At 59.2% G+C, this 6,710-nt stretch carries 8 protein-coding genes and 1 pseudogene; 1 reads left to right on the plus strand and 8 read right to left on the minus strand.

Annotated features, from left to right (window positions below; all coding sequences use genetic code 11):
* Nucleotides 1-117: 117 nt before the first annotated feature.
* The 8 genes and pseudogenes from HU715_RS25410 to HU715_RS25440 form a co-directional block, all read right to left on the minus strand.
* A pseudogene (locus HU715_RS25410) lies at nucleotides 118-359 on the minus strand (helix-turn-helix domain-containing protein).
* A 43-nt stretch (nucleotides 360-402) separates the two neighbouring features.
* Nucleotides 403-771, minus strand: a complete 369-nt coding sequence (locus tag HU715_RS25415; protein ID WP_186705966.1) for a RidA family protein — start codon at nucleotides 769-771, stop codon at nucleotides 403-405.
* Nucleotides 772-797: 26 nt separating this feature from the next.
* Entirely contained in the window at nucleotides 798-923 is a 126-nt protein-coding gene (locus tag HU715_RS27570; protein ID WP_346343462.1) for an NAD(P)-binding protein, read from the minus strand.
* Nucleotides 923-2,350: an amidase gene (locus tag HU715_RS25420; protein ID WP_186705965.1), complete on the minus strand. Its 1,428-nt coding sequence runs from the start codon at nucleotides 2,348-2,350 to the stop codon at nucleotides 923-925. The genes HU715_RS27570 and HU715_RS25420 overlap by 1 nt, the downstream gene beginning before the upstream one ends.
* Nucleotides 2,351-2,354: 4 nt before the next feature.
* Nucleotides 2,355-3,038, minus strand: coding sequence for an amino acid ABC transporter permease (locus HU715_RS25425; protein WP_186705964.1), 684 nt, complete (start codon nucleotides 3,036-3,038; stop codon nucleotides 2,355-2,357).
* The gene (locus HU715_RS25430) at nucleotides 3,035-3,691 is read right to left on the minus strand and encodes an amino acid ABC transporter permease (protein ID WP_186705963.1); all 657 of its coding nucleotides are present in this window, start codon (nucleotides 3,689-3,691) and stop codon (nucleotides 3,035-3,037) included. The genes HU715_RS25425 and HU715_RS25430 overlap by 4 nt, the downstream gene beginning before the upstream one ends.
* The gene (locus HU715_RS25435) at nucleotides 3,691-4,479 is read right to left on the minus strand and encodes an amino acid ABC transporter ATP-binding protein (RefSeq protein WP_225917693.1); all 789 of its coding nucleotides are present in this window, start codon (nucleotides 4,477-4,479) and stop codon (nucleotides 3,691-3,693) included. The genes HU715_RS25430 and HU715_RS25435 overlap by 1 nt, the downstream gene beginning before the upstream one ends.
* Before the next feature lie 79 nt (nucleotides 4,480-4,558).
* A complete protein-coding gene (locus HU715_RS25440) occupies nucleotides 4,559-5,428 on the minus strand; it encodes a substrate-binding periplasmic protein (RefSeq protein WP_186705962.1) in 870 nt (289 codons plus the stop codon).
* 159 nt (nucleotides 5,429-5,587) lie between these two features.
* Here HU715_RS25440 and HU715_RS25445 point away from each other — a divergent pair, with 159 nt between their 5' ends.
* Entirely contained in the window at nucleotides 5,588-6,616 is a 1,029-nt protein-coding gene (locus HU715_RS25445; protein ID WP_367617219.1) for a GlxA family transcriptional regulator, read from the plus strand.
* The last annotated feature ends 94 nt before the right edge of the window (nucleotides 6,617-6,710 follow it).

A 6,710-nucleotide genomic window follows, 5' to 3' on the forward strand; every position in this document is an offset into this window, starting at 1 on the left:
ATAATCAATAAGATAAATTACCGTTTCAGATTACCCCGGCCCACCACTTCATCATCTAAAGACGTCCACGGACGTCTTTTTTTGTGCCTGGAATTCACGGCTCGACGTAATTAAACGTCAGACGTCTTGAAGGTCTCGCAACGCCTCAGGGTGCTGGCTCGCGCCCCGCAGAAGAGTCTGTGAAGAGTCTGTGCCGCACCGACAGGTCGCCGACGACCCTGCTCCCAATCCTGCAACGTACGCAGGCTGACTCCCAGCAGCTCTGCAAATGCACTTTGAGATACACCGACTTTAGCCCTGGCCTCAGCGGCAGCCGAAAGCGTCACCTCGGTTTTGCGTGCCGCCTTGCCAGCTTTCATTTGGCGTACCGAAGCCAATCAGGCGATGAACGCCTGAACCTTCTCAAACACCAGAAGCAGATTTCACCGCTATAACCATAATCTCCACCAGCACCTCAGGCCGCGCCAGACACGCCTGAACAGTGGCCCGTGCCGGAGCGCTATCCGCTGGCAGCCAGGCGTCCCACACCGCATTCATCGGCGCGAAATCACGATCAATGTCTTTGAGCCAGATCTGTGCGCTCAAAAGCTGGCCCTTGTCGCTGCCCGCCAGCGACAACAAGGCTTCGATCTTGGCCAGCACCTGCCGCGTCTGCTCTTCGATGCCAACGTGTAGATCCGTGGGCACCTGGCCGGAGAGGTAAAGCAGATCGCCGTGACTGACCACACCGGACATCCGCGCGTTGCTCTGAAAACGTTGAATCGTTGCCATCGGGTTTACTCCGTGAATTGAGAAAGTTAAGGCGCTGCGCTAGCAGAGCGGGATCGGCCAGCGCTTGCAACGGTGACGTTACGACCGGCCTTGTGTAGAAACCAGGCACTGCTCAAGCCAACGATATCAGCTCCGACGACACAGATTTCCATCACGCCACCACCCTGTCCGACAGGTCCCAACCCACAGGCCGCCGCTGGTGCCAATCACTGATTTGCTGGTAGGCATGGGCGATCCGCAGGACCAAGGGTTCGGCGAAAGCACGCCCGACGATCTGCATCGAGACCGGCATACGTTGCTCGTCGAAGCCCACCGGCAGCGCCACTGAACAGAGATTGAGCAGGTTGGCGAAACGGCCGAGCAAGGCCAGCGGCGTACCGTATTCATCGACCTGATTCAGCGGCACGCTGCCAATGGCGTTGGTCGGAAACGCACAGGCATCGACGTTGGACATGGCCTCGTCCATGGCTTGGCGGGCAACACGTCGCTGGTTGTGCAAATCGATATAAGCCGCCGCGTCGATGGCGCGTCCGCTCAGCACCCGACGCTGCACATGAGGATCGAAGCGCAGATCATCGCGTTCGAACAAACTGCCAAGGCTGGCGTAGCCTTCGGCACTCATGAGGCCACCGGCAACGCGCATGCACTGCTCCAGCGAAGTCGGTAGCGGCTGTTCGACCAGATGCATGCCCAGTGCGGCCAATTGCTCAAGCCCCTGGTCATAGGCTGCCAATACGCCAGGCGCGATGTGTACGCGCTCGGTCTGTGGGAGCACCCAGATGCGCAGACCGGCCACCGGAAGATTCAAGCCTGCCGCGGCACTGAAGACTGGCGACTTGGCCGAGACCGAATCCAGCGGGTCCGGCCCCAGTAGCGCGTCAAGCATCCACGCGGCGTCTTCGACGGTGTGCGTAATCGGCCCCACCGAATCCAGCGATGGACACAACTCAATCAAACCGTGACGGCTCACCAACCCACGCGTGGTTTTCAACCCCACCAGACCACACATACCCGCCGGGATTCGCACCGAGCCGCCCGTGTCGGTACCCAATGCCGCGCTTGCCAATCCGCCGGCCACGGCCACCGCTGAACCACTGCTGGACCCGCCTGGAGCACGATGCACGTCGCAGTCCCATGGGTTCCACGGCGTGCCCATCACGGCATTGGTGCCCCACCCCCCGAAAGCAAACTCTACGGTGTGGGTCTTGCCCATGATGATCGCCCCGGCGCGCTCCAGTCGCTGGACTGCCGTGGCGGTGAGCCGCGAGATACGCGGCTGCTGTGCCAGCGAACCACCGGTGATGGCCTTGCCGTCGATTTCGAACAGATCCTTGATCGCAACCGGAATGCCATGCAATGGCCCCAGGTTGACACCGGCAGCCCGTTGCCGATCGGCCGCGATGGCGGCACCGAGCGCGCGCTGGGGATAGGCCTCGACATAAGCATTGAGTTGACCGTTGAAACGCTCGATCCGCTCCAGTTGCGCGCCAACCAGGGACTCGCTTGTGAGCGCTCCGGAGGCCAGCGCTTGCCGCAACTGGCCGATGCTGTGGGAAGCGGTTCGATCCTTGATGTTCATGTGTTCAGCCTCGAATGGTTTTGCGTCCGCGAGAAAATCGTACTTCCAGCACTCGCGATAACAGAGAAAGAGGGAAAGCGATGACGAAATAGAACAACCCCACCAGCAGGAAAATATGCATCGGCAAAAAGGATTCGGACGCGATGGCCCGGGCCGCCAGCATCAACTCATCGGTGGCGATCAGGGCGCACAGGGAGCTGTCCTTCAGAATCGACACGTAGGCATTGAGCAACGGCGGCAACATGCCGCGAATGGCTTGCGGAAAGATCACCGAGGTAAAGGCTTGCAACGGCGTCAGGCCGGTGGCGATGGCCGACTCACGTTGGCCGCGATGCAAGGAGTCGAGTCCACCGCGCAGGATTTCCGCGACGTAGGCCGAGCCCTGCAAACCCAAACCGATGGCGCCGGCCCAGTAACCAGACAGCGTCAGCCCGAGGCTGGGCAAGGTGAAGTACAGCGCCAGCAGCAACGCCAGGAGCGGCACCGCACGCATCCCCTGGATGAAGAACACCGCCAGACGCTTGAGCAATACGCTGGGGCTCTTCATCGCCCAGGCCAGTAACGCGCCCAACACCGCCGCCAGGGCGAAGCCTGTCAGGGACAGCTCGGCGCTGACTCGCGCGCCGAGTAGCAGGCGCGCGAACCAATCGCTCCAGTATTCCGGGTATTGTTGGAAAAAACTGATCATCGCGCCGCCCTCAAATGACGTTCAAGTCGGATGAAGCCCACGCCAATTGGCAGGATCATCGCCGCATAAATGCACATCACCGCGAGATAAATCAGCGAGGTCTGGAACGTGGAGGTCACAAGATTGCGGGCAAGGAACATGATTTCCGGCACGGCAATGGCCGAGGCGATGGACGTGTCCTTGATCAGTTGCGTGACATAGTTGGCGTAAGCCGGCAACGCAACGCGCAGGGCCTGGGGCAAGAGGATGTAGCGCAAAATTTGCAGACGGTGCAAGCCGACAGCCTGTCCGGCTTCATGCTGGCCGACGTGCAGCGATTGCAAGCCGGCTCGGAAAGTATCGGCCAGCACTGCGCTGCCTACCAGGCTCAAACCGACGATGGCCGCCAACCACGCGGGCAAGTTGATTCCCAGATAGGACAGCCCGAAGTAGATCAGGAACAAGTGCGCCAGCGCAGGCACGTTGCGCATCCATTCGATAAAACAGGCGATGGCGCCGTGTACCAGTCGCGATCGGCTGAACGTCAGTAAAACCGCCAGTATCAAACCGCCCGCACTGGCCAGCACCAAGGTGCAGAGGGCGATTTGCAACGCGTTCATTGCGCCTTTCAACAGCAAGGGCAACAGTCCGAGGAAAGCTTGCAGATTCACCATCAGGCGCTCTCCACAGCCATGCGCCCCAGAAAACTGCGGGTGCGTTCGTGACGAGGGTTGTCGATGACTTGCGCCGACGGCCCCTGTTCGACAATGCGCCCGCCGTCCATGAAGATCACCCGATCCGCCACATCGCGAGCAAACCTCACTTCGTGGGTGACCATGATCATGCTGCGGCCCTCTTCCGCCAGCTCGCGAATCACGGCCAACACTTCGCCGACCAACTCGGGATCCAACGCCGAGGTCGGTTCGTCGAACAGAATCACTTTCGGTTGCTGGGCCAAAGCCCGGGCGATGGCGACCCGCTGTTGCTGACCACCCGACAACTGCTCGGGATAAGCCTCGGCCTTGTGCCGCAGATGGACTTTTTCCAACATCGCGTCGGCCAACTCATACGCTTGCTTGCGCGGCATGCCTTGGGCCTTGATAGGACCGAGCGCGACGTTATCGCGCACGTTCAAGTGCGGCCAGAGATAGAACAACTGGAACACCATGGCGATCTCGCGGCGCTGCGGCGCCATCTCCCGATCACTCATCAGGCGTAAACGCTTACCGTCCTTGACCTGCCCGATCAGCTCATCCCCCAGCCAGATCTCGCCGCTGGTGGGTTTTTCCAGGTAATTGATGCAACGCAGGCAGGTGGACTTTCCAGAACCGCTTGGGCCAATCAATGACAGGGTCTCACCGGGCTTCAACTCCAGGCTGATGCCCTTGAGCACTTCCAGATCGCCATAGTTCTTGTGTAATTCGTGCACGCGCAGCAACGCGGTGTCAGACGGGCTCGACATCTTGGCTAACCTCTTTTTGTTATAGGCATGGCGATGAGTCCGGCGCATCGGCATGAATCCGCCCCATCGCCGCACACACTTATTTGCAGCCAGGTAGCGTCCAGTCCGCTGGGCGATCGACGCCCAGGCGCAGGTCCTTGCCTTCGGGCATGAACCAGACATCCTGGGTCAGGCCGTAGCGAGCGCCGACCTTGCGCATCTCACAGTTTTTCCAGAGCGTCTGAATCTGCGCGTTGACCGCCGTCACCAGTTCCGGACTGGCCTTGTTGAAGCCGAACACCACCTGGCCCAAGCCAGTCAGCAATGGGAAATTCGGATCGTTGTCGACAAAGGCGTTGAAACGCAGGTGCCATTGCTCATTGCGAGAAATGGCGTATTGCATGACCGGTGGATCGCCAATCACCGCATCGATCCGTCCGGCGAGCAGATCGCGAACGGCCGCATCAGACGTGTCGTACAGGGCGACCTGCAGGCCATCGATCTTGCGCATCTCGGGGATGAACGAAAATCCGGTGATGGTGCCGACTTTCTTGCCTTGCAAATCCTTGAGGCTGTTCCAGTTGGTCTTGTCTGTCTGGGTGATACCGTTCTTGAAGTAGTGAATAGGATCGCTCAAGGTCATGATTTTCGAGCGCTGTTCGGTCCAGCCCATGGTGCCTGCCATGACGTCCACTCGCTTGGACTGCACCGAGGCGATCGTCCCCGACCATTCCATTAATGCCGGTTTGACCTTAAGGCCCAGCTTTTCGGATATTTGTTGAAGGATTTCACCGTCATAGCCGACCATCCGACTATCTTGATACCCTGTTCCTGGCATATCACCACTGAAGGCGATGGTCAGGCTTCCCGGCTCTACTGTCTCCAATGCGAACACCGGTGCCGTGGCCAGCACGGACACCAGAAAACCGGCACAGATAGCGGAAAAACGCTGGACTTTGGACGTCTTCATCGGATGCTCCTCGATTAGTTTTTATTGTGGCAGCAGAACGTTTCGCATCGGTCCATCGTAGTGGGCCCGGCGGTATAACTGGTTGGACGCTTTGCACGAATGATTGAACATTTGCGACATTCTGGCGGCACAGAGCCCGTGGCACCCCAGGAAAGCCTCGTGGACGAGCTCGATCATGGACAGGCGCGTCATCCACCCATGCGCCGCGGCACTGCCGAGCTGTCTATTGGCATCATGTTGTGGCCACGCTTCCCTTTGCTGTCACTGTCAGGGCTGACCGATGCGTTGCGGCATGCCGCCGATACAGGAGATCAAAGCCGCCCCATACGCTGCCAATGGAAAGTACTGGGCACCCCCGGGCAAAGAGTCATTTCCAGTAGCGGACTGGACGTACCAATCGACAGTGAACTCGCTGATCCGAAGCGTTTCGACTACATCGTGGTGATTGGTGGATTGCTCGACTCCATCGAGGCAGTGCCGAAAACCTATCCCGCGTTCCTCCACCAGGCCGCGGCGGCACAGGTGCCGTTGATCGGCCTGTGCACCGGCAGTTTCGTGCTCGCGCGACATGGCCTGATGGAGGGGCGAACGGCGTGTGTCCACGCCTATCATGGCGACGACTGGAAGCGACTGTTTCCCTCGTTGCGTTTTGTCATCAACAGAGATTTTCTGATCGACCGGGACCGGATCACCTGCGCGGGCGGTGTGTCAGTCATCGAACTGGCGCTTCACCTGATTGGCCTGCACTGCGGACCGGATCGTGCGGGCAAGGTTGTGCATCAGATGACGGTGGCAAAGAACACGTCCAGCAGTTTCGTCGACCGACGCAAGGCCCTCGGGTACGCCAGTTCATCCAATCGCCGGCTGCACGAAGCCGTGATGTTGATGGAGAAACACATGGCCCAACCCCTGGAAATTGAGGCCATTGCGCATCTGGTCGGCACCAGTAAACGGCAATTGGAACGCCTGTTTGTCGCTGAAACCAACAACAGCCCGGCCCAGTTCTACCGACAGGTCCGACTCAGGTTCGGCAGATGGTTGCTGGTGAGTTCCGACCGCCAGATTAGCGAGATTGCCTTTGAATGTGGCTTCGCCGATGCGCCACATTTTATTCGGCACTTTCAGAGCATGTTTGGCATGTCACCCGGGAAGTTACGCAAGGCCCTGATGCAGCAAGATGGGAAATGACGCGGCAACTAACAACGTCATCCATAGAGCTCAGGCTCGATCGGACAGTTACCGGATTTCAGACTTAAGTAATGCCAGTCAGTTAAGTGGAATA

Source organism: Pseudomonas zanjanensis, from assembly GCF_014268745.2.
GTDB classification, from domain to species: Bacteria; Pseudomonadota; Gammaproteobacteria; order Pseudomonadales; family Pseudomonadaceae; genus Aquipseudomonas; species Aquipseudomonas zanjanensis.

Excerpts from the sequence above, each read along its gene's own strand:
- HU715_RS25435 (WP_225917693.1), bottom strand. The coding sequence starts at position 4,479 with ATGTCGAGCCCGTCTGACACCGCGTTGCTGCGCGTGCACGAATTACAC.
- HU715_RS25415 (WP_186705966.1), bottom strand. The coding sequence starts at position 771 with ATGGCAACGATTCAACGTTTTCAGAGCAACGCGCGGATGTCCGGTGTG.
- HU715_RS25440 (WP_186705962.1), bottom strand. The coding sequence starts at position 5,428 with ATGAAGACGTCCAAAGTCCAGCGTTTTTCCGCTATCTGTGCCGGTTTT.
- HU715_RS25430 (WP_186705963.1), bottom strand. The coding sequence starts at position 3,691 with ATGGTGAATCTGCAAGCTTTCCTCGGACTGTTGCCCTTGCTGTTGAAA.
- HU715_RS25425 (WP_186705964.1), bottom strand. The coding sequence starts at position 3,038 with ATGATCAGTTTTTTCCAACAATACCCGGAATACTGGAGCGATTGGTTC.
- HU715_RS25420 (WP_186705965.1), bottom strand. The coding sequence starts at position 2,350 with ATGAACATCAAGGATCGAACCGCTTCCCACAGCATCGGCCAGTTGCGG.
- HU715_RS27570 (WP_346343462.1), bottom strand. The coding sequence starts at position 923 with ATGGAAATCTGTGTCGTCGGAGCTGATATCGTTGGCTTGAGCAGTGCC.